Genomic DNA, 25,547 nt, shown 5'->3' with positions numbered 1-25,547 from the left:
GGCTCGGCGATCGCGGGACGCGCCCAAGTCATGTCGTGCCTGCTTCCGCATCGGGGGATGTGGCCATCATGACAAGTAAGTGACGGAAACACCAGGACCTGAGCTGACCGTAATCGACCACCCACGCTGCGTGCCAACCGTGGGAGCGCTTTCTTACAAACGCTCCAAACGATTCTCCAGCCGCGTTTCGGCTTTACCTGCCGTACCTCAGGACCGACTCCACTTCGGTCACAAATGCAACCAGGCGTTCGTCGTCCACATCGTCCGGAGTAGGACCGTCCACAGCGAGCCGTTGCAGTGCGACGGAAGTGGTGGCGCTTTCCCGGGCGAGACGGCGGAAACCGAACGTCGCCTCGTAGAGCGACATCGCCGTGCCGAGCGCGGCGAGAGTCGTCGCCACGAAACCCCACATGGCCCGGCGTGGCCCGTCTGCCATGCCGATCGCCGCGGCCGCCGCGGCGGCGATGAACAGCGCCGCCGCGAGCGCGACCGTCCACGTGCGGGCGGCGGAGTACCGCTTGCGGCTGCGTTCGAAGTGGTCGAGGCGGTCGGAGAACCGGTGCCGCAGATAGGCTTCGACGAACTGGGCCTGCCGCTGCTTGTCGCTCATGTCCTGACCACCTCGTGCTTGCGGTCGCTGACCGCGGCCTCCAGGTCCGCCACCCGGTCCTGCCGTTCCTCCTCCGTCGCCGGCGCGGGTGCGGCGAGGTGCGCGAAGTACAGCGCCCGCAGGCGTTCCGCCCTCGACCGCGCGGTGAGGTACTTGTCGAGCGACTCCCTCTTGCGCGCCACGATCGTGATGGCCGCGGCGAACGCCCCGCCCGCCACGACCAGGACGCCGGGCCACGGCGTGTCCCTGAGCCACGTCTGCAGCGCGGCGAACACCGTCGTCGTGAGACCACCGGCGATCGCGAGCACCGCGGTGAGGCGGTAGCGGTTCTGCTCCACCTCCGCCTGCGCGTCGAGCTCCTGGAAGGCGGGCGCGACGACTCGGTTGGCGTCGTGGATCGCGTCGGCGAGCGCCGGGTACGCCACGACGAAGCCGGGGTCGACGAGCGGGCGCGGTTGCGGCGCCCGGTAGCGGACCTGGGGCAGCAGCTTCGGCGGCTTGACGGGCTTCTCCTTGCCCAGCAACCGTTCCAGAGCGGCCACGGCCTTCGCCGGTCCCTCGTCCACGTGGAGGATGGAGATCCTGCCGCTGCGCACGAGCACCGCGAGGTCGCCGCTGAGGTCACCGGTCGCGATGCGGTCCGCGAGACCGCCGGTGCCGGCGAGCACCAGCAACGGGTTGTTCCCGCCGAGGTGGTCGACGACCTCCTCGTCGTTCTCGCCTCCGACGACGAGAGCGACCACGGGCTTCTTGTGGCGCACCGCGTCGACCGTGCGGAACAGCACAGGTGTCGCGTCCGTCCACTCCGAACCGGGGACGATCACGGTGACGCTGTGGTGGGGTTCCAGCGGGACCTGACCGTTGGTGGAGGTCTCGGTGAGGTCGTGCACCTTGCTGCTCGGTGCGACACCGACGACGACGGGCCACTGCTGCTCGCACGCCCGCAAAGCCAGGCCCAGCAAGTGGACAACGCCTCTGTCGGTGCCTTCGGTGACGAACACGGCGCCGTGGCGCGCCGCGGTCACGACCACGGATCTGAGCACCGGCAACAACTTCGCGGCGAGATCCGTCTCGATGTCCTGCGTGGAGCCGAAGACCGAGATGACCGTGCGTCCTCGGGGCAGGCCGAGGGCCTTCGGTTTGATCTCGGCGTCCGGCTGGGACAGCCGTTTGACTGTCGGGCCGCCTGCTGTGGGCATGCCGCGCACGATAACGTCGTGATCGTCCGGAGGCCAGAGCCGTTCAGACCCGTCTCACCTCGCCCACACGCTCCTGATCAGCTCTTCCAGGTCGCTCAGGTCGTCGATCACGATCTGGGCTCCTGCCCGGTGGAGGTCCTGCCGCGAGCTGCGCCCCGTGGCCACCGCGACCAGGCGCACGCCCGCCTTCATGGCCGCGTGCACGTCGTGCGGGGTGTCGCCGATGACGACGACCTGGTCAGAGGTGAAGGGCCGGATGCGCTGTGCGCGTTCGCGGGCGAAGGTCACCAGTTCGGCGCGGTCCGCGTGCTCGTCGCCGAACGCGCTCACGTCCCAGTCGACGAGGTGCGCGAGGCCGAACTCCTCCAGCTTGATGAGCGCCACGCTCCTGAGGTTGGCGGTCAGCACGCCCTGGTGCACGCGCGGATCGTTCGCGAAGTGTTCGAGCGCCTGGAGCGCACCCGGAAGGACCTCGCCGTGGCCGGAGAGCTCGGCGCGGCGCGTCTCGAAGGAGTGCGCCAGCGCGTCGGACAGCAGGCGCGCGGCCTCCTCGGTGCCCTCGATGTCGTGCTGCCGCAGCACCTCGCCGATGACGTCGACCTCGGTGCGCCCGCCGAGGTCGACGGGACCGGTGAGCTCCCGGCCGAACGCCGCGTGGAACGCCTGGCTGTACATCAGCCCGCCGAACCCGCGCGCCGAGATCAGCGTGTTGTCGACGTCCCACAGCACCAGCAGCTCGGCCCCGGTCACCGGACCACCTCCCACTCCCCGTAAAATGCCTGATCATGACCTCGATCGACCCCGCAGAGCTGGAAGTCTGCCTGCGCGTGCTCGCCCAGGTCGAGGACCTGCCGGCCGAACACGACGACGCCGTGCGCGTCCGCCGGGCCACCGCGAAGATCTTCAAGGCCGCGAAGAAGTTCCGGAAGTCCGAGCGCAAGGCCGCCATCGTGGCCAACGACCGCGCTGTGACCGCGCTCACGGCCACCGGGTCGCCGGACCGCATCGACGACGAGACGCAGGGCCTCCCCCTGGTGTCGAACGCCGCCGGCGCCACCGCCGGGACGCTGCTGCGCGCCAGGTCCTGCTACACGTGCCGTTCGAGGTTCGTCGAGGTCGACGCCTTCTACCACAACCTCTGCCCCGCCTGCGCCGCGTTCAACCACGGCAAGCGCGACGCCCGCACCGACCTGACCGGCCGCAACGCGCTGCTGACCGGCGGCAGGGCGAAGATCGGCATGTACATCGCTCTGCGGCTGCTGCGCGACGGCGCGCACACCACGATCACCACCCGCTTCCCCAAGGACGCGGCCCGCCGGTTCGCCTCGATGCCCGACGCGGCCGACTGGATCGACCGCCTCAAGATCGTGGGCATCGACCTGCGCGACCCGGCCCAGGTGCTGGCGCTGGCGGACGAGGTCGCCTCGCACGGCCCGCTGGACGTCCTGATCAACAACGCCGCCCAGACCGTGCGCCGCTCCCCCGGCGCGTACGCGCCGCTGGCCCACGCCGAGCACGAGGCGCTGACCGGGGACGCCCGCCGTCCGGAGCTGATCTCGTTCGGCGGCCACGGCCAGCTCGCGCTGCCGGGCACCGCGGTTCCCGAGGCGCACTCGGTGACGACGCTGGCGTTGATGGCGGGGTCCAAGGACATCGACGCGGGCGGCCTGGTGCCGGACACGGCGGCGACGAACTCGTGGATCCAGAACGTCGACGAGGTCGACCCGGTGGAGCTGCTGGAGGTGCAGCTCTGCAACTCGACGGCGCCGTTCCTGCTGATCTCGCGGCTGCGCGCCTCGATGGCGAAGTCGTCGCACCGCCGCAAGTACGTGGTGAACGTGTCGGCGATGGAGGGCCAGTTCTCCCGCGCCTACAAGGGTTCCGGGCACCCGCACACCAACATGGCCAAGGCCGCGCTCAACATGTTGACGCGCACCAGCGCCGAGGAGATGCTGCAGTCCGACGGGATCCTGATGACGGCCGTCGACACCGGCTGGATCACCGACGAACGGCCGCACCCGATGAAGCTGCGGCTGGCCGAGGAGGGCTTCCACGCCCCGCTGGACCTGGTCGACGGCGCGGCGCGGGTGTACGACCCGATCGTGCGCGGCGAGGCCGGCGAGGACCTGTACGGCTGCTTCCTGAAGGACTACGCGCCCTCCCCCTGGTGACCGGCGAACGACTTCCGTCGGGAAACACGCGTCCGAGGTACCGGTCGGACGCACCCGAACGAGCCCTTTCGTCACGTCGAACGCCTATTTGAACACCTGTTCGAGTACTCCTTTGTCATGAGAACTGTGTGGCGGGGAGCACTCCGGTTCGGGATGACGACCATGACGGTGCGGCTGGTGTCGGCGGCGACCGAGCACCGCAGCAAGGTGCACCTCGTGCACCGCGAGGACAGCGGCCGCGTGCGGCACCAGCAGGTGTGCGGGGAATGCTCGCTGAGGCTGACACCGGACGACATCGGGCGGGGCTACGAGCTCGACGACGGGCGCATCGTGCAGATCGACCCGGCGGACCTGCCGGCGCCCGAGGACGGCGTGATCGACGTGCAGCAGTTCGCACCGCAGGTCGACCTCGACCCGGTGGCGTTGCACCGCAGCTACTACCTGGAGCCCGACGACCTGGCCGTGCGGTCCTACGTGCTGCTGCGCGAGACGCTGGAGCGCACCAAGGCCGCGGCCATCGTGAAGTTCGCCCTGCGGGGCAAGGAGGCACTGGCCGCGATCCGGCCGCAGCACGGCGTCCTCGTCCTGCACACGCTGCTGTGGCCGGACGAGGTGCGGGAGCCGCACTTCGCGTTCCTGCACCGCGACACCGAGGTGCGGACCGGCGAACTGGCCGCCGCGGCGGCGCTGGTCCGCGCGCAGACCCGTCCGTTCAAGCCGCACGACTACCCGAACACGCACCACGAGGCGCTGCTGCACCTCGTGGAGGCGAACGTCTAGGCCACCGCTCCAGGTGGGACCGGGCGCGCTCCCCGCGTATCGGGGATGAACGCGGGGAGCGCGCCTGCGCCGTTTGGAGCACTTCCAGGGCTGCCACGCCGGGGTGAGGTCCCACCGCTGTCGGTGCGGCTCACTAGCATCACTGCCCATGCTCGCCAGCCCGTCCGATCTCGTCGACCTGCTCGAGTGCGAGCACCGCAGCCACCTGGCTCGTGACGAACGGCGCGGCGACCCCGCCGAGCTGCACCGGCTCGCCGCCCGAACGGCGCGGGACATGCGGTCCGGCACGGATGTGGTCGAGAACGCGGTCTTCTTCGACGGGGTGTTCCACTGCTCGGCGCAGACCCTCCTGCGCACGGCCGACGGCTACGAGCCGTGCGACGAAGTCCCCGAAGCCACGCCGCTGGCCGTGTTGTCGCTGGTCGCCGCCGCGCAGGCGGTGGGGGCCGAGCGGGCGCACCTGGTCGTGGACGGGCGGCGGACGGCGTTCCGCGTTGCCGACTTCACGCCCCTGCTCGGGCGGCTGCGGACGCGGCTCGCGAAACCCGGTCCCGCGCCTGTTCGGTCGTGGGGTGAGGTGCGGGCGGCGTGCACCGGGTGCCGGTTCGCCCGTCACTGCGCTTCCGGCCGCGAGGAGGCGCGTGACCTCTCGCTGGTGGCCGGGTTGCGCGCGGACCAGCGGCGGAAGCTGGTTTCAGCCGGCATTGACACGATCGACGCGCTTGCGCAGACCGAGGAACGGCCGGCCACGTTGTCGCCCGCCAGCTTCACGGCGCTGGCCGCCCAGGCGCGGCTGCAGGTGCGGCAGGAACGCACCGGCGAGACCACCTACGAGGTCGTGGCGCCCGAGGCGCTGGCACACCTGCCGGAGCCCGCCGAGGACGACGTGTTCCTGGAGGTCGACGGCGACACGTTCCGAACGCCGGGCTGGCAGGGGACGTTCGCGGAGTTCGTCGAGCGCACGCCGTCCGGGACGGTCTACCACTTCACGCCGCACGACCTCGCCGGCCGGGCCGCGCGGTCGGCGACGCTGGAGTCCGAAGTGGACGATCTGGTGCGGCGGTGCGTCGACCTGGGCGCGTTGACGCGGCGGGTGTTGCGGGTGTCCACAAGGGAGTACACGCTGCCCGCGTTGAAGCCGTTGCTGGACGACGAGGTCCCGACGCGTGGTCTGCGGGACCTGTTGCACCGCATCAAGGTGGAGCACGAGATCGAGACCGCCGCCCCGCCGGAACGCGACGAGGCGGCGCTGGAGAAGGCGGCCGAGCGGGCGCGCCGGATGGCGGCGCTGACCGAACCGCTGGTGGCGGAAGGGCACGACCTCTTCGCGGCGACGGTCGGCTACCACCGGCGCGAGGCGAGTCCGGCGTGGGGCGACTTCTTCCGGCAGGCCACCGCGCCGATCTCCGACCTGGAGACGGACTCGAACTGCGCGGTGCCGATCACGCTGCGGGCCGAGGACTGGGTGCCGCCGAGCGGGCGGGTCCGGACGCACAAGCGGCAGGTGCACGCGCGGATCGACCCGGAGCGCCCGCACCCGTTCGGCTCCGGCGAGCAGGTCCGGCTCCTCTACCCCGGCACTGTGACGCGCAACGCCGTGGTGGCCGACGACAACCCGTACGAGCTGGTGCTGACCGAGAGCAACGCCGTCGTGCACGGCGAGATGCCGATCGCGGTGCTGCCGGGCAGTCCGGTGCCGGCGTCGCCGAAGGACGAGGCCGTCGCGGAGCTGGCCGAGCAGGCGGTGGGCCTGCTGCCGCTGCTCCCGAGAAGCCCCGGCATCGACCTGCTGCTGCGCACGCCGCCCGCGCAACCGTTGCCGCAGCACGACGACGTGGTGCAGGCCGTGATCAAGGCCGTCGACCAGCTCGACGGCGGGACGCTGGCCGTGCAGGGACCGCCCGGCGCCGGCAAGACGTACCTCGCGACCAAGCTGGTGCGGCACCTGATCGACCAGGGCAAGACCGTCGCGGTCACCTCGACGTCGCACAAGGCCGTGGAGAACGTGCTGTCGAGCGTCGACCCGGACATCCCGATGGCCAAGCGCCCCAAGGAGAAGAAGCCCGAGGAGGGCCTGCCGTGGGACCAGCCGAAGACCAACGGCGCGCTGGCCCAGTGGCGTGAGGAGCACCCGCAGGGCCACCTGGTCGGCGGCACCGCCTGGACGTTCTCGAACGCCGTGATCAAGGCGAACCCGTTCGACGTGATGATCATCGACGAGGCCGGCCAGTTCGCGCTGGCCGACGCGGTGGCCGTGGCGACGGCGGCGCGCAACCTCGTGCTGCTCGGCGATCCGCAGCAGCTGCCGCAGGTCGTGCAGGGCGTGCACCCGCCCGGCTCGGACGCCTCGGCGCTCGGCCACCTGCTCGGCGACTCGGACGTGATCCCCCCGCACCTGGGCTACTTCCTCGCCGAGACGCGGCGGATGCACCCTGCGGTGTGCCGTCCCGTGTCCGAACTGTCCTACGCCGGACTGCTCCATTCGCACGAAACCGCTGCCCTGCGGTCGATCTCCGGCATCGAACCCGGGATCTACCTGCGCGAGGTCGACCACCGGCACAACATCACGTCGTCGGTCGAGGAGGCCGATGCCGTGGTCGGCACGGTCCGCGCGATCGTCGGTCGGGAATGGACGGACAACGGCAAAACGCGCGAACTGACCGATGCGGACATCCTGGTCGTGGCGCCATACAACCTGCAGGTGCGGGTGATCCGCCGACGGCTGGCCGAGGCGGGGTTCGAGGGCACGCGAGTGGGCACCGTGGACCGGTTCCAGGGACAGGAGGCGCCGGCCGTCATCATGTCCATGACGTCCTCGTCCACCGTGGACCTGCCCCGTGGCCTGGACTTCCTCCTGTCACGCAACCGGTTGAACGTGGCGCTGTCGCGGGCTCAAGTGCTGGCCGTGATGATCTGCTCGCCCCGGCTGCTGGACGCCGACGTGCGCGGAGTGGAGCAGATGCGGCTGGTAGCAGGCACGATCGGGCTAACAGAAAACATGAGAATCTTTCCGTGGTGACACCGTAGCGTTGTCATACGGTGACCTTTCGACTGCTCCGGGTTGTTAGCGTGACGCGGTTCACCCGATCGGGTGGTTCAGACCATGAACGTTCGCTCGATCCGCCACGCATCAATGCAGAGCAGGAGAGATTCGTTGGCACGGAGAGTTCTCGGCGCGGTTGCGGTGACCGCCACCGCCGCGCTGGCCACGATCGTGATGGCCACCCCCGCAAGCGCGCACAACCCCAACTGGTCTGCGCGTTGCGACGAGGACGCCAAGGTCACCAAGGTGTCGATCGACCTCACCCAGTACGCGAGCAAGGGCAAGAACACCGTCACGCTCACGGACAACGGCAAGGAACTCCTCAAGACGACCGAGTTCCCGGAGTCGTTCCACTGGAAGAAGAACGACCTCGACGCCGGCGTCAAGCACGAGTTCAAGATCGTCGTGACGGCCTGGGACGGCTTCAACAAGACCGACACCAAGACGGTCGAGCCGTGCGCGAAGAAGACGCCGCCCACCACGACGACCAAGCCCGTGACGACGACCACGACGACCGCGACGCCGGCCACCACGGCTCCGGAGGTGCCCTCGACCTCCGCCGAGGCCCCGCCGTCGACCACCCCGGCCGCCCCCGGCGGCAGCGCTCCGGAACCGCCGCTCGCCGCGACCGGTGCGTCCCCGATGTGGCTGCTGCTCTCGGGTCTGGGCCTGGTGGGCGCCGGTGCCGGCACCCTGCTGTTCCTGCGCCGCCGCCGCAGCGCGTGAAGTAGCTGAACGAGGAGCGGCGGCGGCCACCATCCGGCCACCGCCGCTTTTCTGCTCTTCTAGAGATCCAGTGCCGTGGCCGGGCCGTGGCCCTCGCGGATGAACCACTCCGTGCCGAACGCGTGGGCGAACGTCGGTTCGTCCAGCGCCAGGAAGAACGAGTCCTCGGTGATCTGCGAGGCGTGCGCGCGCATGGCCTTGCGCTTGAAATCCAGGTACTCGGTGACGTCGACGCCCACGTTGATCTCCGACTCCGGGACGGCGCCCTCCCCCAGGGGCGACGGCTCCGCGATGCCGGAGCGGCGGAAGGCCTCGCGGAACTCCGACTCCCGCACCATCGCCTGGTAGACGTTCGGGGTGCCGGCGATCTCGGCCGCGCGCATGCCGACGCGGTGGACCTGGATGTGGTCGGGGTGGCCGTAGCCGCCGAAGCTGTCGTACGTGGTGAAGACCTTCGCGTCCTCCTCCTCGAGGATCTTCGCCAGTTTCCGGGCTGCCTCCTCCACGTCCGCGGTCCAGAAGGAGCCCGGTTCGGCGTTGAGGGCGTCACCCATCATGCCGGAGTCCCGGTAACCCAGGAACTCCACTCGCGCCACGCCGAGGACGTCCGCTGCCGCATGGGTTTCCTGGACACGGCGTTGCCACAGTTCCTCGTTCTCCTCGAGGAAGTCGGGGACCTCGCCCGCCTCGCCCCTGGTGGCCACCACCAGCACCACGCGGTGCCCCTCTTCGAACGCTTTGCGCATGACGCCGCCGGTCACGATGCACTCGTCGTCGGGGTGGGCGTGGAACGTCACCAGGGTTGCCATGGCCGCGACGCTACCCGGTGGCGGGGTTCGGCTCGGGGTGGCCGGCGGCTGCGAGCCCTGCCACACCGACCTGCACCTGCCGCCCGCTCCCGGGCGGACATGTGAAAGGGCGGCGCTCCCCCGGTGCAGGCTGGGAGGCGCCGCCCCTCGGCGAACTCGTGGAGCTATCGCAGGGTCAGGTTCCAGGCGTTGATGTACCCGGTGTCACCGGAGTACAGGTCCTGGACCCGCAGCTTCCACGTGCCCGCCGCGACCTCGGACGAGGCGTTGACCGTGTAGGTCGCCACCACGTTGTCGGCGCTGTCCGAAGAGGACGAGTTCTTCAGCCGGTAGGCGGTGCCGTCCGGCGCGACCAGGTCGATCACCAGGTCGCCGCGGTAGGTGTGGACGATGTCCACGCCGACCTTGGTGGTGCTGCCGGCGTTGCCCGTCACCGTGGAGGTGATGGACGAGGTGACCGCGGTGCCGCGGTCCGGGATGGCGACGTCCGCGGTGTTCTCCAGGCCGCCGCTGGGCGGCGTGGTGTCCAGGGCGTTCACGGTCTTGGTGGCGTCGGCGAGGCCGGCGCCGCAGCCGCCCGAGCAGGTGCCGGGCAGGGCGCGGGAGTTCGTCTTGACGAGGTCCTTGACCTGGGCCGGGGTCAGGGACGGCTTCTTCGCCACGAGCAGTGCCGCGAGACCCGCGATGTGCGGGGCCGCCATCGAGGTGCCCTGGTACGGCTTGTAGTTCTCGGCGCCGGGGACGGTGGTGCCCGCGTTCAGCGTCGACCAGATGCCGTTCTCCGGCGTGGTGGTGGTGCCGGGGGTGTCGGTGCCGCGGCGGGTCTCGCCACCGGGGGCCGCGATGTCGATGCGGGTGCCGTAGTTCGAGTAGTACGCCTTGTTGCCCTCGCGCGAGGAGGCCGCGACGGTGATGACGCCGGCGCAGTTCGCCGGGGTGAAGTTCGAGACGTTCATGTTCGAGTTGCCGGCCGCGACGACGACCGTGGTGCCGCGGTTGATGGCGCCGTTGATCGCGTTCTGGTAGGTCGTCGAGCAGGAGGACTGGCCGCCCAGCGACATGTTGATGACCTTGGCGGGCGTGGCGTTGGCGGGGACGCCGCTCACCGTGCCGCCCGACGCCCAGGTGATCGCGTCGGCGATGTCCGAGGTGGCGCCACCGCACTTCGCGAGGACGCGCAGGGGCTGGATCTTGGCGTCGTAGGCGATGCCGGCGATGCCCCTGGTGTTGTTCGTGGACGCGGCGATCGTGCCGGCCACGTGGGTGCCGTGCCAGGACGAGCTCTGGTCGGCGGCGGGCACCGGGTTGCCGTTCGCGTCGGTGCCGCACTCGCCGCGGGCGACCCAGTCGCCCTCGTCGGCCGGGTTGGAGTCGCGGCCGCTGTTGTCCCGGGCGCGCGCCGCGTCCGAGACGAAGTCGTAGCCCGCGACGACCTTGCTCGCCAGGTCGCTGTGCGCGACGTAGCCGGTGTCGATGACCGCGACGGTCACGCCCGCGCCGGTCGTGCTGGACCACGCGCCGGGGACGTTCATGCCGGCGGTCGCCTCGAAGAGGTCCCACTGCCGGGAGTACTCGGTGTCGTTCGGGTCGGCGAACGGCTGCATCAGCAGGTCCGGCTCGACGTAGGCGACATCGGGGTCGTTCTCGAACGCCTGGATGACCGAGTCGGCGTTCGAGGTCTTCGACCCCAGGTCCACGACGACCGCGCCACTCGCCATGCGGCGGTGCACGGACTTGCCCTTGCTGCGGGCGTCATCCGCGGCAGCGGAGTCGGACGAGGCCTCGGCGGTGCCCGGCCGGTAACCGACGATCAACCGCTCGAAAGGACGGTTGACCTGCGTCGAGTCCGGCTGGGACTGGATCTGGGACGGTGCGGCGCTGACAGGGGCGACAACGCTGAGCACAGCGGCGGAAACTGCCGCGGCGCACACACTCGTGCGTCGCAATCCGTTCACGTGAGGTCCTTCCACGCATGACCTTCCGCGTGCCGTTGAGGGCGTCAGGGTTCTGAACCGGCTGCGGAGGTGGGGAGGACCGTAAGTCGCGTCACCCTGCGAAAACAGGTCCAGCGGAGTCCGAATAACGACACTGGCGTGTTCACGACAGGGGTGTTGGGCTGAATGGCGCACAATGTGGCCGTGTTCGGACATCTGGGCGTCTCGCCGGAGCTGTCGGCGGTCTACGAACTCCTGGTCACAGGGGGTAGCCGCACGACGGAGGAGATCGGCGTCACCGCCGGGGTGCTGGAGGAGATGCGCGAGCTAGGCCTGGTCCGGCACCTGCCGGGGGACGTGTGGCAGGCCGTCGCGCCGGACCTCGCGGTGGAGGCGCTGATCGCCGCACGCGAAGAAGCCCACCGCCGGGCACGCGCGGACGTCGGCCCGCTGATGGAGCTCTACCTGCGCAACCGCGACGAGGAGCTGGCGGACAACGCGTTCGTCGAGGTGGTCTCCGGCGTGGCCCCGGTCCGCGACCTGTGGCACACGCTGCTGCGCGGCGCCCGCGAGGAGGTCTGCGTCCTCGACCAGCCGCCGTACGTGACGCCGCTCGGCCAGCACGTCGCCCTGGAGGACGAGACGCGCGAACGGGACGTGCGGAGGCGGGTCGTCTACGACAGGTCCGCCGTGGACATCCCCGGCCGTGTCGTGGAGATCATCGAACTGGTCGCCGCCGGCGAACGGGCCCGCGTCACGCCGACGCTGCCGTTCAAGCTCGCGGTGATCGACGCGCACGCCGCCGTGCTCCCCGTCGTGAACGGCGACGTGGTCGACAAGGTGCTGCTGATCCGCCCGTCGGCACTGCTCGACGTGCTGCGCTCGACGTTCGAGCTGTACTGGGACAAGGGAATCCCGTTCAGCCCCGGCGGGATCTACGCGGCGGCGGCCGACGTCGACCCGAACCTGCTCGGGCTGCTCGCCGCCGGGCTGACCGACGAGTCGATCGCGCGGCAGCTGGGGCTGGCACCGCGCACGGTGCAGCGGCGGGTGCGGCAGCTGATGGATCGGTGCGGGGCGCAGACGCGGTTCCAGGCCGGGGTGCAGGCGATGCGGCGCGGCTGGCTCTAGCAAGTGGATCTCGCGTGCAACCTCCGGTGATCTTGCGGCGTCTTCACCCACAGCAAGCGAACACTCACCAGGGGGATTCAACGATGCGCATGCGCAAGGTGATGGCGGCTGCCCTGACGGGCCTCGCCCTGATCGGTCTCGCGGGCACGGCGACGGCCTCGCCGTCGACGGACGTCGTGTGGCCGCCGAAGGACGTCACGCCGGTCCACAAGACCAAGGCGGAGCTCGAGAAGCAGGCCGCCGGGTTCACCGCCCGCCAGCAGAAGACCTTCCCGAGGATCTTCGCCGGTGCCCGGAACGTCTCGCCCGGCAACTGGGGTGGCGAGGCCGAGGGGCTGTTCGACGACATGCAGTACATGACCAACTGGACGACGTTCGACGTCCGCGACCAGGCCAGCACGGTGTTCATGCAGGTCAACGCTCCGGGCTTCTTCCAGACCTCGCCGAAGCAGCTCTGCGAGCGCGACAAGTGCACCGGTGAGGTCAGCGACCACCGCGGTGGCGTGACGGTCTTCACCAAGGACGAGGTGCACGGCATCACGGTCGCGTGGAACTTCCGCCGCAGCGGTGAGGTCGTCTGGGCGCAGAGCTGGACGCCGGGCACCGAGGCGCAGCTGGCCGTGGTGGCGTCGGACCGCGCGTACACGTTCACGCGCTAGGGAGAAGTGGAGAGCGGGCGCTTCCGGTCATGGAGTCACCGGAAGTGCCCGCTCCATCAGCTGGCCACCTTGCGCGCGGCCACCAGCTGCCCGTCCGCGAAGCCCTCGACGCGCACCTCCCCGCCGGTCGCGGTCAACGTCGCGGTGTGCGCGCCGTCGGTCACGTCCAGCGAGGTGGCGGGTCGGCCGTCGACGTAAACGTCCACCCGGTCGAGGTTCACGGTGTCCAGTGAGACGGTCGTTCCCGCGACCGCCACTCCCAGCCTGCGCACGGGCTGTTCCGCCAGCAGCTCCCCCGCGCGGGCGAGCAGGTCCACGTTGCCCTCCAGCAGGTCCGCGCGCGTGACCTTGTGCTGGTGCGTCGGGCGCACGCCGAGGTCCTCCACGGGTGTGCCGGCGAGCTTGCCGACGCGCAGGGTGCGGCGGATCGAGACGCGCATGTTCGCCTTGTTGGGCAACGGCTTGTACGGCGACTCGGCGTCGGCCGGCGCGGGGATCTTCAGCAGTGTCGCCAGGAGTCCGTGCGTCCACACGTTCGCGCCGCCGGCGCCGGTGTTGTCGTCCACACCGAGGATCGGGCCCAGGTCGTGGTCGGCCCAGCCCGCGGCGAAGATGTCGGTCGCGGAGTAGCAGCGCGCGTCGGTGATCAGCACGACCGGGCCGTGGTAGGTCTGGCCCACGGCGTTCGCGCCCTCGACCGGCGTGATGGTGTGCGAGCAGGAGAACGCCTGGCCCGTCTCGGTCGACGAGTCGAGCGAGGGGAACCACGGGCCCAGGTTGATCCGGCCCGTCGGGTCGTCCGCGTGGCGGCGGCAGATGCGCAGGTTCAGCGGGGTGCTGAGGAACTGCACGGGTTCCGGTTCGACGCGCCGGGGTGTCATCGTCTGCAGCAGGAACTCCGCCGCGAAGATGTGGCCGCCGCCGTTGTCGCGCACGTCGACGATGAGTCCGTTCTGCGGCAACAAAGCCGCGAGCCGCACGAACTCCGCGAGGAACGCGTCGGGGTCGTCGACGCTGAACGTGAAGATCCGCAGGTGCCCGAACGTGCCGGACGGCGTCGTGACCGGGCGGGCCCGGAACACGCCGGGCATCGTCGTCGCGACGTCCTGCGAGCCCATCGCGACGGCACCGCCGGCGGCCTCGGCCTGCACGACCTTGGGCGCGTGCAGCAACTTCTTGGCACGTGCCTTCTCGTCGGAGTCCAGGTCCACGCCCTGCGCGGCCGCGGCGGGTGAGAGCGCGTCGACGTCGGTCATCGGCGGCAGGTTCTCCGTCACCTGCCAGTCGACGCGGAGGTCCTCGGGACCGGTCGCGCCGCGGTAGGTGACGACCACCCAGTCCTCGTCGGGCGGGAGCTGGATCACCAGGGGCCGCAACGTGAGCGACTCCAGGCCGCGGGCGAGGTTCGCGGCGGCGTTGCTGCCCGCGAAGATCGCTCCGTTCACCGCGACCGCGCGGGCGATCGGCGTGCCGTTCCAGTGCGTCACCTCGGTGCCGGCCTCGATGCCGGTGAAGCCCTCGACCGTGCGGGCGACGAGGTACTGCTCGGTGCCGTCGGGCGCGAAGCAGCGCTCCAGCTGGAACGGCAGGAAGGCGATCTTGCCCGCGAACGGCGCGGGCAGGAGGTAGTTGGTGTGCAGGTCGCGCACCGAGTGGAAGGTGCTCGACAGCTCGCGGTGGAACTGCCACTCGGGCTCGGCCGTGGCGTCGGTCTGCCGTTCGAGCCTGGCTCGGAGGACACTGAGTCTTTGCACGGGATTCACCGCGTGCATGGCGACTTTCAGCGGCAGGTGCGCGTAGTTCTGCTCCAGCATGATCAGCGCCTGGTCGACGATGAGCTTGCGCTGCGCCAGGGTGAGCGTGCCCGCGGTGGCCAGGAACTCGGCGAGTCCGACGGAGTTTGCGACGTTCGGGTGAGCGGTTGCGGTCATGGTGGGGCCTCCTTGCCAAGTAGAGGCTTGCGCAAGCGTTCGGATACACCATTTTCACCCGTTCGGCCGTTAACCGGAACAGTTTCCGCGACGACAAACGGAGTAAAGGGGAGGCACGCGATGAACCCACGCGTCCTGGAGCTGCGCATCCACGGGGTCAACAACACGCCTCCGAACGCCATGCTGGCCCTCCCCGACCACGCCGTCGAGCAGTTCCGCGGCGACCGGTTCGGCAGCTTCTGGCGGCCGAGGGCGGACACCCTCGCCGACCTTCCCGCCGACCACGCCGGGCAGGTGCCGCGGGCTGTGCGGCGCGAGGCGTACTCGTGGGGCGGCATGGCGCGCAGCAGCCCCGGGGTTCCCGGCAGCGGGGTGCCCTCGGTGCTCGCGAACGTGCTGGGGCGCATCGGGTGGGCGTTGCTGCTGCCGTTCGGGCTCGCGAACGTCGCCTACTGGGCCCGCAGGCTCCCCGACGACTCGGCGCCGACGACGAAGCGGATGGTGTGGTGGAACGCCGGGCGCGGCGCGGCCAGCACGCGGCTCTTCGGCTTGGGGCTGACGGTCCTGCTGGTGCTCGCGGTGTGCGAGGTCGCGATCGACCTCTACGCGGTCCAGTGCTCGTTGCCCGGCACCACGTGCAAGCGCCTGCCGGAGTTCCTGGACGTGCTCGGCGATCCCGCGCGGCACGTCCGGGTGCTCGCCGCGTCCGCCGTACCGGTGTTGCTGCTGCTCGGGTTGCTGGCGCTGACCTCGTTGTCGCGCAGCAGGTACGAGATGACGACGATGCGCCGCGTGCCGGTGCGGCGGCCCGGCGTGATGCTCAGCCGGGCGTCGATGTGGGAGGGCAGCCCGCGGATCCGCCGGCTCACCCGGCTGCACATCGCCGCCGGGTGCTGCGTCGTGGTGCTGGTGACGAGCACGCAGGTGTGGCAGAACGTGGTCTTCCTGGTGCTGAGCGTGGCCGCGGGTGGTGTGCTCGCCGTCGTGGTGGGCCGGGTCGTGGTGACGGCGGCCGACTGCCCGGACGTGCCGTCTACCGAGAAGGGCGGCCTGTGGTCGTGGCTGCTGATGATTTCGGCGGTCGTGGTGCTGCTGGCGCACGGGTTCGCGCTGCACGCGGTCGAGCCGGTCTTCGACGGGCCGTTGTGGCTGACGTCGTGGGGGCCGCCGGTGGTCGCGGTGGCGCTGCTCGGGTCGGTGCTGGCGGCGTGGTCGTGGCGGCGCGACGACGCCAAGGGCCCGCTGGTCCTGCTCGTGCTGTTCGTGGCGTTCATGGTTGCCACGTACTGGTTCCCGCTCGCGTGGACCGGTGCGGCGGTGGCCGGCGGGGCGCTGGCGTGGCGGGCGAGGCCGCGGCGCGGTGACGAGTGGCAGGCCTGGCACGGTGCCGGGCCCGGTGTGCTGCTGGGCCTGTCGCTGACGGCGTCGGTGATGCTGTCGACGGTGCTGGTGCTGACGTTCCGCGGCTGGGCCGGCACGGGCCTGCGCGTGCCGTCGTTCTACTCGTGGTTCAGCGCGGCGTTCGCGGCGGCGCTGGTGCCGCTGGTGGTGCTGCTCCTGGTGCAGGCCCTCGTCCTGCTGTCCCGGCTGACGAAGCCGTCCGTGCTCGACGACGAGGCCGAGGTGCTCGTCGTGCGGGTGCGGCACGTCGTCGCGGTGACGCACCGGGCCGAGAACGTGGCCGGCGCGCTGTCGACGCTGGGCGTGCTCGCGGTGCTGCTGACGTGCTACCTGGCGTTCGCCTCGCCGGGCTGGGCCGGGTCGTCCGGCGTCGCGTGGGTGGTGGGCAGGGGCGACTGGGTGACGGGCCTCGCCGGGGTCGCGGTGATCGGGTCGTTCGTCGGCGCCGGGATGCTCACCAACCGCAGGCCGCTCGGGCTGCTGTGGGACCTGATGTGCTTCCTGCCGCGCACGGCGCACCCCTTCGCGCCGCCCTGCTACGCCGAACGCGCGGTGCCGGAGATCGCCGACCGGGCCCGCGAGTTCCTGGACGCCTCGCCGCGGCACCGCGTGGTGCTGTCCGCCCACAGCCTGGGCGCGGTGCTGGCCGTCGCGGCGCTGTACGCGCTGCCGGACGGGTACCTGCGGCGCGTGCAGCTGCTGACGTACGGCGTGCAGCTGCGGCCGTACTTCGGCCGGATCTTCCCCGAACTGCTCGGCCCGGCCGTCCTCGGCACGCCGGAGGTGCGCGCGGGCGCGATGTTCTCGTGCGACCCGTGGCGCCGGGACCCCGGTGCGGCACAGGACCGCGGGCTCTACTCGCTGCTGGGCGCCAACTGGATCAACCTGTGGCGGCGCACCGACTACCTCGGGTTCCCCGTGCACGGCTGGCAGCCCAACGACCTCGACCGCCGCGCCGGCGAGACGGACGGCTCACCGGACGGGGTGGAGACGCACAGCGACTACCACCTGTGCTCCGCCTATCGAGACGCGTTCGCGGACCTCGTGTCCCGGCCGATCTGAACCAGTCACCCGATCGTGGACGTGGAGGGGATGGGAACCTGGAACGCCGTTGACCCAAGGAGAAACATGCGCGCGACTGTGGCGACCCTCGTGGGAGCCGTACTGCTCACCGGAGGGCTGGCCGCCTGCTCGGGCTCGTCCGAAGCCCCCTCCACCGCCCCGTCGCCGGGGGCTCCGGCGTCGTCCGGGGCTCCTGCCGTGCAGCCGGTGGCGGAGACCGACGTGGTGGCGCCGGTGGCGTCCGGGGACCAGCCGAAGGGCATCACCTACGACGTGGCGCGGATCCCGGTGGGCGCGCGGCTCTCCACCGGTTCGTCCGTCGCGAATGGACGGACGACGGTCGAGTTGGAGGTGTCCGGCCTGCTGCCGAACACGAAGTACGGCTCGCACGTGCACACCAAGCCGTGCGGCGCCAAGCCCGCCGACTCGGGCCCGCACTACCAGCACGAGAAGGACCCGGTGTCGCCGAGCGTCGACCCGGCGTTCGCCAACGCGCGCAACGAGGTCTGGCTGGACTTCACCACCGACGCGCGGGGCGCCGCGAAGGGCGCGGCTACGGTGGAGTGGGAGTTCCGCAAGGGCGAGGCGAACTCGGTCGTGGTGCACGCCGCGCACACCAGCACCGAGCACGGCAAGGCGGGCACGGCGGGTGACCGGCTCGCGTGCCTGACGGCCGCGTTCCGGTAGTGCCGTGGCGGACGCGTGCCGCGAGCTCGAGGTGGCACCTCACCGGTGGGGTGCCACCGCCCCGCGGGCTACACCGGCCAGCTCAGAGCCACCCCCGCACCGAGGTGCGGCCCGGCCACCGGTTCCAGCACCGCGGCCCGCACCAGGTTGAGCACCTCGTGCCGGGGTCCCGCGCGGCGCACCAGTCCGCGCACGCCCAGCTCCCTCACGAGCCTCGCCGGTCCGGGGTCTTCGTCCCCCTCCGCCATCCGCACCAGCAGCGCGCGGCCTTCTTCGTCCAAAGTGGACAACGAGCGGCGCAGCGAGTCGCGCAGGTGGGCCGAGGTCGGGTCGAGCGGGTTGCCGCGCAGCCGTTCCAGCAGGTGCTGCGGCGAGTAGACCATGAACCACCCCGCGGCGAACTCCAGCGCCGACGGCAGGCCGTCCAGCTCGTGGACCAGGCCGACCAGGGCGGCCTGGTTCGCCGGTTCGGCCCGGAAGGCGGGGCGCACCCGGTGCACGTGCCGCAGCAGCAGCCGCACCGCCGCGTCGTCGGCCAGCGGTCCCAGCGGGAAGACGTGTTCACCGGGCACTCCGGTGGGGGCCAGTGCCGTGACGACGACCCGCAGGCGCGGGTGGGCGTCCAGCAGGCCCTCGTCCGGGCGCCGGTCGGTGACGAGGACGGTGTCCTGGTCGTCGTCGATCGGCGGGGTCGCCGACGACGGCTGCCACAGCACGGACCAGCCCTGGCGGAAGTGCAGGTCTCCCGCGACCTCCAGGGCGAGTCTCGTCTTGCCGGCGCCGCTGACGCCGGTGATGGTGACCAGGCGCGACTCGTCCGGCAGGCAGGACGAGTCGGTCAGCAGCGCCGTCAGGGCCGCCGCCTCCGCCTCACGTCCGACGAGGACGCCGGCGGGTCCCGCGGGTGCCGGCGGTGCCACCGCCGCCCGGCCGGCACCGCGTCCTCCCGCCTGCTGCAGTTCCGCCCGGCTGCGGTCGTCGAGGCGCAGGCCGTCCGCGAGCAGCCGCACGGTCTCCGCGCGCGGCGAGCGCGTCCGGCCGCACTCCAGGTCGCGGATCGCCCGCACGCTCACCATCGCGAAGTCGGCCAGTTGCTGCTGGGTGAGGCCGGCACCGATGCGGTGCGTGCGCAGTAGTTCCCCGAACTCCTTCATGCCCTTTCCCTCCCTTGGACACCGAGTCTCGGACGAACCGGGCGGGGGGACATGGGTGGCGCTCCCCCATATTCGCGTCCGGGTGCAAATGTGGGGGGTTGGTCCCCATGTGCCGCCGCGCCCGCGCGTGCGAGGTTGGCCCTCGTGACCTCAGCGGCCGACACCAGCACCAGTGAGAGCTGGACAGCGGCCTTCGCCCACGCGTTGCGCCCGCTCATAGACGCCTCCCGCACGGAGGTGGCGCCGCCGTTCGACGCGGCGTTCGCCGAGCAGCTCGGACGGCGGCTCGTGGCCATCGCGGCGCGCACGCTCGTGCTCGAGCTGCACACCGTCCGCGGCACCCTGACCGCCGCGACGAGCGCCGAGCGGTTCACCGAGTTCACCCGGACGCTCGACCTCTCCCGCCTCTTCACCCGCTACCCGGTGCTGGCGCGGCTGCTCGCACAGGCCTGTGAGCAGGCCGTTTCCACCCACCACGAGCTGTCGTCGCGGTACACGCGCGACCGCGGGGACATCGTCCGCACCCTCTTCGACGGTCACGACCCCGGTGCCCTCGTGTCGATCGAGACCGGTCAGGGCGACGCCCACCAGCAGGGGCGGACCGTGGCGGTCCTGACCTTCGACCGCGGGCGGAAGCTCGTCTACCGGCCGCGCCCGATCGGCCTGCACGTGCGGTTCACCGAGCAGCTGGCCTGGCTTTCCCAGCGGACTGGAATCACGTTCCGGGCACCGCGCCTGCTCGCCCGCGACGGCTACGGCTGGATCGAGCACGTCGAGCACGAACCGTGCGCGGGCGTCGCCGGGGTCGCCGAGTTCTACCGCAGGCTCGGCGCCCTGCTGGCGCTGCTCTACGCGGCCGACGGCACGGACATGCACTACGAGAACCTGATCGCGTGCGGCGACCAGCCGGTGCTGGTGGACGTGGAGACGCTGTTCCACCCGACGCTGAGCCCGGACACCGACCCCGCGGTCCTCGCGCTCGTGCGGTCGGTGCACCGCACGGCCCTGCTCCCCCACGTGCTGCTGGGCGACAACGGGGTCGCGGACGTGTCCGGCGTCGGCGGTGACCACGGCGTGCTGTCGCCGTTGGACGTCGTCGACTGGGCCGACGCCGGCACCGACCGGATGCGGCTCGTCCGGCGACCCCGCGCCTCCACCGGGGCGAGGAACAGGCCGCTGCTCGGCGGCATCCCGGCCGAGCCCGCCGACTACCAGGACTCGCTGCTCGCAGGGTTCCGCTCGGGCTACGACGCGATAGTCGACCATCGCGACGAGCTGCTGCGGCTTTTCAGGGCGTGCGCCGACGAAGAGGTGCGGTTCGTGGCGCGCGCGACGCGCCAGTACGCGCGGTTGCTGGACGAGTCGACGCACCCGTCCGTGCTGGCCGACGCCCTGGACCGCGACCTGGCGTTCGCCGTGCTGGTGGTCGACGACCCGCTGCTCGACCGGCTCGTACCGTTCGAGGTCTCGGACCTGTGGCGCGGTGACGTGCCGCTCTTCACCTGCAGGCCCGGCTCGACCGACCTGTGGACCGCGTCCGGGCTCCGGCTGCCGGGGATGCTGCCGGAGCCCGGGCTGCACGCGGTGACGCGCAAGGTCCTCGCGATGAACGAGGTGGACCGGCACGACCAGCAGTGGGTGATCAGGGCGCTGCTGGCGTCGCGGTCGAAGCCGGTGTCGCACCGCAGCGGCGTCCCGGTGCCAGGCCACGTCGCCCTGGTCGACCCGGACCCGGCGCGGGTGCTGGTGGCGGCGTGCGGGATCGCGGACCAGATCCTCGCCCACGCCGTCACGGGCGAGGACCGCGTCAACTGGCTCGGGCTCGAACTGGTCGACGACCGGCACTGGACGGTGCAGCCGCTCGGCGCCGGGTTGTCGAACGGGTACACGGGTGTGGCGCTGTTCCTGGCGGAGCTGGGAGCGCTGACGGGTGCCGCGCGGTACGTCGACTTCGCCCGGGACGCGGTGCGGCCGTTGCCCGCTCTGCTGGAGGTCTTCGCCGCCGAGCCGGAACTGGTGTCGGCCGCGGGCGGCGGGGTGCACGGACTCGGCGGCATCTGCTACGGCCTGGCCCGCCTCACGCCCCTGCTCGGCCTCGACCCCTCGCTGCTGGCGCGAGCGGTGTCGCTGATGCCCCGTGAGGACACGTCGCTCACCTTCGTGGACGGTGTAGCGGGCTCGCTGGCCGCGATGCTCGCCGTGGGCACGCCCGAGGCGCGGGAACTGGCGGACCACTACGCATCGCTCCTGCGTGGCGCTATTTGCCGGACGAATGGGTTCGCCCGGGGCCATGCGGGAATCGGATGGGCGCTTCGGCGTTACGCGGCGGCGACCGGCGACGAGAATGCACATGTGGCCGCACAGACGTTCCTGGAGAGCGACGCCCTCGACCCGACCGACACCGGCTGGTGCACGGGTCTGGCCGGGGTGTCGCTCGCCCGCGACGACGAGCGCCTGGCCGGTCTGCTGGCGTCGAGGGAACCGTTGCGGGACATGAGTCTCTGCCACGGCGAGCTCGGCGTGGTCGAGGCACTGGCCGCGCACCACCCCAGCGCCGCGACCCGTCGCACGGCGCTGCTGCTGGGGGCACTGGACGAGCACGGCGCCCGGTGCGCCACCCCGGGCGGCGTCCCGTCGCCCGGACTGCTCACGGGCCTGGCCGGCATCGGCCACGGCCTGCTGCGCCGAGGTTTCGCGGTGCCGTCAGCCCTGCTGTTGCAAGCACCCCCCGATGAAGAGGAGTCCACCCGATGAACGAGTCCCTGCACCGCACGGCCGACCAGCCCGAGGCGGCCGAGCACGCGATCGGGGAGATGGAGCTCGAACCGAAGACCTCCGCGGGGGCACGGGCGCGCGCGATGATGGGACTGACCCTCGCGGTGGGCGCGTTCACGGCGCTCACCCCGGCGCTCTCGGACACGACCGTGAGCGTCGTGTAGCAGCCTTATTCCCCCCGAATACGCCTGGGCAGCCGATAGGGAGACCGTCACGGGACCGTTAGGGTCCAGACATGCAGACCCGCGCGTCCCACGTGGTCGGCCGCGATCGCGAGATCGCGGCCGTCACCGGGGCACTTTCCCGGACGCGCGAGTCCCGCGGCGGTGCCCTCTTCCTCACCGGTGAGGCGGGCATCGGCAAGTCCAGGCTCGCGCGGTACGCGGCGGGCCTCGCCTACGACGACGGCATGCGCGTGATCAAGGGCCGTGGCACGACGATCGGGCCGATGGTGCCGTTCCGCCCGATCGCGGAGGCACTTCTCGGCCTCTTCCGCGGAGATCCGCCGGACGACTCCGCCCTGGGCCCGTACAAACCCGTGCTGGGCGCGCTGATCCCCGAGTGGCACGACCCGTCGTCCACGACGGAGTCGGTCGTCGTGCTGGCCGAGGCGGTGCTCAGGCTTCTGGCGTCCGTCGCGCGCAAGACGCCGTGCCTGCTCGTCCTCGAGGACCTGCACGAGGCGGACGCCGAGACGCTCGCGGTCATCGAGTACCTGGCGGACAACCTGGAAGACCAGCCGGTACTGCTGCTCGCCACGATCCGCACCGAACCCGGCAGCGCGCTGGAGCTCGTGCGCCGGATGGTGCAGCGCGGCTCCGGTGGCCTCGTGGAGCTGCACCGGTTGTCGCAGGACGAGGTCGAGCAGATGACGGCCGCCTGCCTGGAGAGCGCCGCCGTCCCGGCGGAGCTCGTCGATCGACTGTGGACGGACAGCGCCGGAAACCCCTTCGTCGTCGAGGAACTGCTGCACGGCATGGTGAGCGGCGGCCTGCTCGTCTCCGGGGCGCACGGCTGGCAGGTGCTGGGAGAGTTGAAGCTGCCGGTGCCGGCGGCGTTCGTGCGCAGCGTCGCGCACCGCACGGACAGGCTGGGGCCGCAGGGCCGTGAGGTGCTGTCCATCGCGGCGGTGCTCGGGCACAGGTTCCCGCTCTCGGTGGTGCAGAAGGTCACCCGCACGGACGACCGCGAGCTGCTCAGCCACCTGCACGCGGGCGTGGCCGCGCAGCTCGTGACGCCGGACGAGCCCGCGCCGGACTGGTACGCGTTCCGCCACCCGCTCACCGCGGACGCGTTGCTCGCCCAGCTCACCCCTGCCGAACGCGCGGACCTGTCGGAACGCGCGGCCGACGCGGTCGAGGAGCTGCACCCCGGACTGCCCGGCGACTGGTGCCCGCTCGTCGCGAAGCTGCGGTTCGACGCGGGAGCGCAGACGCAGGCGGGGCTGCTGTTCGCCGAGGCGGGCAGACGCGCGCTGGCCGGTGGCGCGGCGGGATCCGCCGTCACCTTGCTGGACCGCGCGCAGCAGTTGCTGGAGCACGACGTCACCGCGCGCGCCGAAGTGCTCGACACGCTGCTCCCCGCGCTGGCCGAGACCGGTGACTTCGAACGGGCCTTCGCGCTGGACGTCGCGGGCCTGCAGGGCCTGGACGCCTCGCGGCGCGCGAAGCTCCACACGCGACTGTCCAGGGTGGCCTACACCGCGGGCTGGTTCACCGAGGGCGTCGAGCAGGTGCGCATCGCGCGGACGTTGCTCGGCCCGGACGCCCCCGACGAGCTGACCGCGCAGCTGGACGTGAACTCGGCCTACCTGACGCTGAACATCCCGAGCCCGGACCGGATCTCGTCCGCGGCGGGACTCGCCAGGGAGGCGGCGCTGGCGGCGGATCGCGCGCGACTGCCGACGGTGGCGTGCGAGGCGTGGCAGCTGCTCGGCATCATCGCGCGCGAACAGGACCTGGACGAGGCGAACGCGTGCTTCGGCAAGGCGCTGTCACTCGCGGATGCGCACCGGATGCCGATCCAGCACGTCTACGCGTTGGTGCGCATGGCGGGCAACGACTGGTTGCAGCACGGCACCACGGCCTCCCTGGACCGCACGCACGCCGAGGCCTGCCGGGCGGGCGCGATCACGGTGGCGCACAACGTGGACGCGATCCTCGCGTTGCAGCACGTGCTGACCGGCGACTACGCGGTGGCGGCCGAGCAGATCGACCGGTGCCTGCGGACCACGACCCGCCTGCGCTTCCACGCGCTGACCCGCTACCTGCTGATGGCGAAGGCGACGCTGGCCGCGCACCGCGGTGACCGCGGTGCGACCGACGACGCCGTCGGGAGGTTCGAGTCGGTCGCGAAGAACGGCGCGCAGGAGCACTCGCTCTGCTTCGGGCTCGCCCGCGCGTTCTGCGCGCTGCTCGAGGAGAACCACCCGCTGGCGGCGGCGGAGCTCGACCGCGCGCTCGACGTGGAGTCGCAGAACCCCACGACGTTCCACCTCTCCGGCACGCACGGCATGCGCGTGCTCCTCGGCGTGCTGGACGGCCGGTTCTCCTGGCCCGACTTCGAGGCGCAGACCACGGCCTCGGCCGCCGGGATGCGGTGGAACCGGCAGTTCACCTCGCTGGCGCGCGCCGTGCTCCTCGGCCGCGACGGCAGGCACGCCGAGGCCGCGGAGGCGTTCCGGTGTGCCCAGGAGGCCGCGGCGATCTACCCGATGGCCCGGCACCTGGGCCTGCGGCTGGTGGCACCGGAGGCGGCCGGGTGGGGCGATCCGGTGACGTGGCTGCGGTCGGCGGAGGAGTACTTCCACCAGGCCGGCAACACCGCCGTGGCGTCGGCGTGCCGCGGCCTGCTCAGGCAGGCCGGGGCGCCCGTGCAGCAACGCCGCACGGGCACGGACCAGGTCCCGCGGCAGCTGCGCGGGCACGGTGTGACGGTGCGCGAGTTCGAGGTGTTCGTGCTGCTGGCCGACCGGATGGGCAACAAGGCCATCGGCACGCGCCTGCACATCTCGCCGCGCACGGTGGAGAAGCACGTCGCCTCGCTCATCGCGAAGACGGGTCAGCCCGACCGGGAGTCCCTGTCCGCGTACGCCGCCGCGCTGAGCCGCTGACGTTCGCGCTTCATCCGCGCCTCGAACTCGTGGCGCTTCCCGCCCGCCAGGTCGGTGCGCGCGGCGCGCTCGGCCTCGCGGAACACCTCGTAGTAGGTGTCCTCGTACTGCTCGACGACCTCGAAGGTCCACTTGCCCGGCAGCACGTTGCGGCCGAGCACGTCCCGCTGGACCCGGTCGGCGTGCTCGTGGTGGCCCGCCTCGCGCAACAACGAGACCACCTCGTCGAGCATCAGGTCGGCGTGGCCGGTGAGCTGGTGGAACGAGTAGAGGTGGCCGCGGGCCCGTTCGGTGGTCTCCAGCGCCTCGCTGAGCTTGCCGAGCGCCTGGATCGTCTTGTCGTCCATGCCGGAACGAATACCC

At 71.5% G+C, this 25,547-nt stretch carries 19 protein-coding genes; 11 read left to right on the top strand and 8 right to left on the bottom strand.

Annotated elements, in window-relative coordinates; genetic code table 11:
* Positions 1-193: 193 nt before the first annotated feature.
* Genes BLQ91_RS17340 through BLQ91_RS17330 form a run of 3 tightly spaced genes read right to left on the bottom strand, consistent with a single transcriptional unit; the run spans position 194 to position 2,559 of the window.
* Positions 194-610 carry an SLATT domain-containing protein gene (locus tag BLQ91_RS17340; RefSeq protein ID WP_090097909.1) on the bottom strand — a complete coding sequence of 139 codons (417 nt, stop codon included), beginning with the start codon at positions 608-610 and terminating at the stop codon, positions 194-196.
* Positions 607-1,809, bottom strand: coding sequence for a DUF4231 domain-containing protein (locus BLQ91_RS17335; RefSeq protein ID WP_090097908.1), 1,203 nt, complete (start codon positions 1,807-1,809; stop codon positions 607-609). The genes BLQ91_RS17340 and BLQ91_RS17335 overlap by 4 nt, the downstream gene beginning before the upstream one ends.
* A 54-nt stretch (positions 1,810-1,863) precedes the next feature.
* The gene (locus BLQ91_RS17330) at positions 1,864-2,559 is read right to left on the bottom strand and encodes an HAD family hydrolase (protein WP_090097907.1); all 696 of its coding nucleotides are present in this window, start codon (positions 2,557-2,559) and stop codon (positions 1,864-1,866) included.
* Between the two features lie 35 nt (positions 2,560-2,594).
* Between BLQ91_RS17330 and BLQ91_RS17325 the strand changes: the two genes are divergently transcribed.
* From BLQ91_RS17325 to BLQ91_RS17310, 4 genes are all read left to right on the top strand, one after another.
* Positions 2,595-3,980, top strand: coding sequence for an SDR family oxidoreductase (locus BLQ91_RS17325; protein ID WP_090097906.1), 1,386 nt, complete (start codon positions 2,595-2,597; stop codon positions 3,978-3,980).
* 117 nt (positions 3,981-4,097) lie between these two features.
* Entirely contained in the window at positions 4,098-4,760 is a 663-nt protein-coding gene (gene ku / locus BLQ91_RS17320; protein WP_090097905.1) for a non-homologous end joining protein Ku, read from the top strand.
* 148 nt (positions 4,761-4,908) lie between these two features.
* A complete protein-coding gene (locus BLQ91_RS17315) occupies positions 4,909-7,779 on the top strand; it encodes a bifunctional RecB family nuclease/DEAD/DEAH box helicase (RefSeq protein ID WP_090097904.1) in 2,871 nt (956 codons plus the stop codon).
* A gap of 135 nt (positions 7,780-7,914) precedes the next feature.
* On the top strand, positions 7,915-8,529 hold the full coding sequence (locus BLQ91_RS17310; RefSeq protein ID WP_143022688.1) for an LPXTG cell wall anchor domain-containing protein: 615 nt from the start codon (positions 7,915-7,917) through the stop codon (positions 8,527-8,529).
* 59 nt (positions 8,530-8,588) lie between these two features.
* On the opposite strand, the gene BLQ91_RS17305 is transcribed toward BLQ91_RS17310, so the two are convergent.
* Together BLQ91_RS17305 and BLQ91_RS17300 are read right to left on the bottom strand one after the other, a co-directional pair.
* On the bottom strand, positions 8,589-9,338 hold the full coding sequence (locus BLQ91_RS17305; RefSeq protein ID WP_090097902.1) for a PIG-L family deacetylase: 750 nt from the start codon (positions 9,336-9,338) through the stop codon (positions 8,589-8,591).
* A 164-nt stretch (positions 9,339-9,502) separates the two neighbouring features.
* Positions 9,503-11,293: a S8 family peptidase gene (locus tag BLQ91_RS17300; protein WP_218130297.1), complete on the bottom strand. Its 1,791-nt coding sequence runs from the start codon at positions 11,291-11,293 to the stop codon at positions 9,503-9,505.
* Between the two features lie 183 nt (positions 11,294-11,476).
* Here BLQ91_RS17300 and BLQ91_RS17295 point away from each other — a divergent pair, with 183 nt between their 5' ends.
* Positions 11,477-12,403, top strand: a complete 927-nt coding sequence (locus tag BLQ91_RS17295; protein WP_090097900.1) for a LuxR C-terminal-related transcriptional regulator — start codon at positions 11,477-11,479, stop codon at positions 12,401-12,403.
* A gap of 83 nt (positions 12,404-12,486) precedes the next feature.
* Positions 12,487-13,062, top strand: coding sequence for a hypothetical protein (locus tag BLQ91_RS17290; RefSeq protein WP_090097899.1), 576 nt, complete (start codon positions 12,487-12,489; stop codon positions 13,060-13,062).
* A gap of 56 nt (positions 13,063-13,118) precedes the next feature.
* Here BLQ91_RS17290 and BLQ91_RS17285 read toward each other — a convergent pair whose 3' ends face one another.
* Positions 13,119-14,993: a S41 family peptidase gene (locus BLQ91_RS17285; protein ID WP_090097898.1), complete on the bottom strand. Its 1,875-nt coding sequence runs from the start codon at positions 14,991-14,993 to the stop codon at positions 13,119-13,121.
* A 120-nt stretch (positions 14,994-15,113) separates the two neighbouring features.
* Here BLQ91_RS17285 and BLQ91_RS17280 point away from each other — a divergent pair, with 120 nt between their 5' ends.
* Entirely contained in the window at positions 15,114-17,456 is a 2,343-nt protein-coding gene (locus BLQ91_RS17280; RefSeq protein ID WP_090097897.1) for a hypothetical protein, read from the top strand.
* 66 nt (positions 17,457-17,522) lie between these two features.
* Complete coding sequence (locus BLQ91_RS17275) at positions 17,523-18,143, top strand: superoxide dismutase family protein (RefSeq protein WP_090097896.1); 621 nt, start codon at positions 17,523-17,525, stop codon at positions 18,141-18,143.
* Positions 18,144-18,211: 68 nt separating this feature from the next.
* Here BLQ91_RS17275 and BLQ91_RS43355 read toward each other — a convergent pair whose 3' ends face one another.
* A complete protein-coding gene (locus tag BLQ91_RS43355; RefSeq protein WP_090097895.1) occupies positions 18,212-19,297 on the bottom strand; it encodes a helix-turn-helix domain-containing protein in 1,086 nt (361 codons plus the stop codon).
* A gap of 144 nt (positions 19,298-19,441) precedes the next feature.
* On the opposite strand from BLQ91_RS43355, the gene BLQ91_RS17265 reads away from it, so the two are divergent.
* The 3 genes from BLQ91_RS17265 (at position 19,442) to BLQ91_RS17255 (ending at position 25,184) form a co-directional block, all read left to right on the top strand.
* Positions 19,442-22,051: a type 2 lanthipeptide synthetase LanM family protein gene (locus BLQ91_RS17265; RefSeq protein WP_245733551.1), complete on the top strand. Its 2,610-nt coding sequence runs from the start codon at positions 19,442-19,444 to the stop codon at positions 22,049-22,051.
* Positions 22,048-22,236 (top strand): hypothetical protein, encoded by a 189-nt coding sequence (locus BLQ91_RS17260; protein ID WP_090097893.1) that lies wholly within the window; start codon positions 22,048-22,050, stop codon positions 22,234-22,236. Before BLQ91_RS17265 ends, BLQ91_RS17260 begins: the two co-directional genes overlap by 4 nt.
* Before the next feature lie 71 nt (positions 22,237-22,307).
* Positions 22,308-25,184, top strand: coding sequence for a helix-turn-helix transcriptional regulator (locus BLQ91_RS17255; RefSeq protein ID WP_090097892.1), 2,877 nt, complete (start codon positions 22,308-22,310; stop codon positions 25,182-25,184).
* Here the strand turns inward: BLQ91_RS17255 and BLQ91_RS17250 are convergent.
* Complete coding sequence (locus tag BLQ91_RS17250; protein WP_090097891.1) at positions 25,133-25,531, bottom strand: hypothetical protein; 399 nt, start codon at positions 25,529-25,531, stop codon at positions 25,133-25,135. The two genes, BLQ91_RS17255 and BLQ91_RS17250, sit on opposite strands and share 52 nt — an antisense overlap.
* Positions 25,532-25,547: the final 16 nt, after the last annotated feature.

This window comes from Lentzea jiangxiensis, from assembly GCF_900104175.1.
Taxonomy (GTDB): domain Bacteria; phylum Actinomycetota; class Actinomycetes; order Mycobacteriales; family Pseudonocardiaceae; genus Lentzea; species Lentzea jiangxiensis.
The sequence above is the reverse complement of the archived record's forward strand: the minus strand, read 5'-3'. Positions and strand labels throughout refer to the sequence as shown.

Bases quoted from the DNA above. Each gene is read 5' to 3' on its own strand.
- BLQ91_RS17340 (WP_090097909.1), bottom strand. From the start codon at position 610: ATGAGCGACAAGCAGCGGCAGGCCCAGTTCGTCGAAGCCTATCTGCGG.
- BLQ91_RS17335 (WP_090097908.1), bottom strand. From the start codon at position 1,809: ATGCCCACAGCAGGCGGCCCGACAGTCAAACGGCTGTCCCAGCCGGAC.
- BLQ91_RS17325 (WP_090097906.1), top strand. From the start codon at position 2,595: ATGACCTCGATCGACCCCGCAGAGCTGGAAGTCTGCCTGCGCGTGCTC.
- ku (WP_090097905.1), top strand. From the start codon at position 4,098: ATGAGAACTGTGTGGCGGGGAGCACTCCGGTTCGGGATGACGACCATG.
- BLQ91_RS17315 (WP_090097904.1), top strand. From the start codon at position 4,909: ATGCTCGCCAGCCCGTCCGATCTCGTCGACCTGCTCGAGTGCGAGCAC.
- BLQ91_RS17305 (WP_090097902.1), bottom strand. From the start codon at position 9,338: ATGGCAACCCTGGTGACGTTCCACGCCCACCCCGACGACGAGTGCATC.
- BLQ91_RS17290 (WP_090097899.1), top strand. From the start codon at position 12,487: ATGCGCATGCGCAAGGTGATGGCGGCTGCCCTGACGGGCCTCGCCCTG.
- BLQ91_RS17285 (WP_090097898.1), bottom strand. From the start codon at position 14,993: ATGACCGCAACCGCTCACCCGAACGTCGCAAACTCCGTCGGACTCGCC.
- BLQ91_RS17280 (WP_090097897.1), top strand. From the start codon at position 15,114: ATGAACCCACGCGTCCTGGAGCTGCGCATCCACGGGGTCAACAACACG.
- BLQ91_RS17275 (WP_090097896.1), top strand. From the start codon at position 17,523: ATGCGCGCGACTGTGGCGACCCTCGTGGGAGCCGTACTGCTCACCGGA.
- BLQ91_RS43355 (WP_090097895.1), bottom strand. From the start codon at position 19,297: ATGAAGGAGTTCGGGGAACTACTGCGCACGCACCGCATCGGTGCCGGC.
- BLQ91_RS17260 (WP_090097893.1), top strand. From the start codon at position 22,048: ATGAACGAGTCCCTGCACCGCACGGCCGACCAGCCCGAGGCGGCCGAG.
- BLQ91_RS17255 (WP_090097892.1), top strand. From the start codon at position 22,308: ATGCAGACCCGCGCGTCCCACGTGGTCGGCCGCGATCGCGAGATCGCG.
- BLQ91_RS17250 (WP_090097891.1), bottom strand. From the start codon at position 25,531: ATGGACGACAAGACGATCCAGGCGCTCGGCAAGCTCAGCGAGGCGCTG.